This window comes from Vibrio sp. 10N.222.46.A1 (assembly GCF_041473595.1).
GTDB classification, from domain to species: domain Bacteria; phylum Pseudomonadota; class Gammaproteobacteria; order Enterobacterales; family Vibrionaceae; genus Vibrio; species Vibrio tasmaniensis_A.
In genome coordinates this window covers 1-2,171 of the sequence record NZ_JBFRSN010001034.1, presented here as the reverse complement: position 1 = coordinate 2,171, position 2,171 = coordinate 1, and the positions used below count along the sequence as shown (strand labels likewise).

General features: G+C 38.6%; 2 protein-coding genes and 1 pseudogene. All 3 read left to right on the top strand.

The window, feature by feature from the left end; translation table 11 throughout:
* Positions 1-339, top strand: a 339-nt coding sequence (locus tag AB4496_RS23405) for a type II secretion system F family protein (protein WP_372132150.1), incomplete at its 5' end; no start/stop codon positions are given.
* Positions 336-1,340, top strand: a complete 1,005-nt coding sequence (locus tag AB4496_RS23400) for a lipopolysaccharide assembly protein LapB (RefSeq protein ID WP_009847489.1) — start codon at positions 336-338, stop codon at positions 1,338-1,340. The genes AB4496_RS23405 and AB4496_RS23400, both read left to right, overlap by 4 nt.
* 24 nt (positions 1,341-1,364) lie before the next feature.
* Positions 1,365-2,171: pseudogene (locus AB4496_RS23395) on the top strand (hypothetical protein); the annotation flags it as partial.

The following is a 2,171-nucleotide window of genomic DNA, read 5'->3' as shown; positions in this document are numbered from 1 at the left end:
TTGGATACTGTTTTTGCCAAGATACAAGCAGGTGTCACCATGCCAGATGCTTTGAGTCAGCTCGTTGAACGAACGGGACTTCATGAGTTAGACGGACTCGTATCCTTGCTGTCTCATGCCTCAAGAATGGGGGGGAGCTTGGCGCAAACTTTACGAGACTATACCGAAGATTTTCGAGATAAGCGGCAACAAGCTGCGGAAGAAATTGCAGCAAAAATACCCACTAAGATGTTATTTCCTATGTTGTTATTTATTTGGCCTTGTTTTTTTATTGTTGCCCTAGGACCTGGGATGATGATTGTTATGGACGCATTGAGTGCGCCAGGAGTCGGTTTATGATGCTAATGAATAGAATGGTTTTACTTTTACTGCCGTTATTAATTTTAGGGTGTGCCTCTTCTGATGAACCAACCAATCAGTTTGATGCCGAGTTGTATTCGGGGAAGCCAATTGACACCTTAACCAGTGACGATCCCCCTGTCAGTGAAAAAGAAGCCATTATGCGCGGTGATGTAGCTTTAAGGGATAACAATATCGATTTAGCTCTTTACGAATACATTCGTTCTCTGTCTTTTCCTGAGCAAGAGTTTCACGATAAAACGTTGTTTACTATCGGCCGGATTCATTCATCTAGAGGCAATTATGCACTGGCAGAAAAAGCGTATTTGGCGGCATTAGATTTTAACCCGGCGCATACGGAAGTGCTGGAGCAGTTAGGCGTTTTATATACCAAACAGCGTCGTACAGATGAGGGAAGAAGCTATTTCTTTAAGGCGATCAATGCAGACCAAGTTCGTTTAAAAAGTAGTGAAACGATTACAAATTACCAAGCCTTAAGTCAAAGTGAAGTAGCCGCTTTGAAGGTTGACAGTATGTCTCCTGCATCAGCCTTTATGGGTATTGGCGTGCTGGAAGATGTCGATGGAAAACATCAAATCGCACAAGAATACTTTAAAAAATCGCTGACTATCGATAAGACATCAGTGAAAGCTCTACTGAATATGGGGTATTCCCATTACATGTACGGTAACTACAAAGAAGCGTATCAATATACTCGTTCGGCTTTAGAGATAGAACCGAACAATGAAAAGGCTCAAAACAACCTTGCGCTCATTTATTTGGCATCAGGTGATGTGAAAAAAGCGATAAATGTGTTTATGCGTCATATGGATGCACCTGAAGCTCTGAACAATGTAGGGTATTTTTTAATTATTCAAGGTCGACCAGATGAAGCCGTTCCTTACCTTCAACAAGCTATTGATAAGAAACCCTCTTATTACAAAATCGCCAATGAAAATCTGAATAGAGCGCTATCAGAGGTAAGAGAGATGAAGCAATAACTACTTAGCGCCAGTTTTAGTGCAATGAAAAGGATCTTTATATTGCCTAACCGTGAAAGTTTTAATAAAGATGTCATTGTAATCTCTATTTTTTGGTTTGCCTGCGCATCAGTGATACTGTTTTACAAGTGGGAAGCAGTATCCGCACTCAATCTAAATGATAACGATGATTATATGCGTTATGTTCAGTTCCAAGCGTGGATGAAAAGTGGTCATTGGTACTTAGAACCGATGAGTAATTTCAATGCTCTCGATGGCATTATTATTCATTGGTCTCGGTTTCCTGATCTAATGTTATCTATAGTCGCTTTCCCATTGCTATTTATAATTGATGATAGTCTTGCTTATTCAATCTCGATTTCTGTTGTGCCATTGTTTTACTTGTTACTTTACGCATTATCATGTTTCTATTTATGTGACCAATACTTTGGGAGCAAATATCGTTTCATAAGTATGATGTTTGCTATTTCCTCTCCTTCAATTATTCATTTCCTGCCAGGTTCTATTGATCACCATAATATTCAACTTATATTAGCAGCACTGTTTCTTTCAGTTACACCTCTTACTACTCGCAATCTCAATCAATCATGGCGTGTTTATATACAATCCACTTTCCTATCTTTATCTTTGTGGACGGGTGTGGATAATCTATTGTTGTTTTTTCCGTTCTTTTTTCTTTATACGGTCTATTTCAGTTTTTTTAATAACGGATACTTTAGTTATATCTCCAAGCTATACGCTACTTGTACGTTTTTGTCATCTATTACTGTTTTATTGAATAGGCCTTACGATGAGTTTTTTGTTTTAAAATATGATGAAGTATCATTTCTG

What these genes read in the sequence shown, in the direction of transcription:
- AB4496_RS23400 (WP_009847489.1), top strand. Translation starts at nt 336, where the DNA reads ATGATGCTAATGAATAGAATGGTTTTACTTTTACTGCCGTTATTAATT.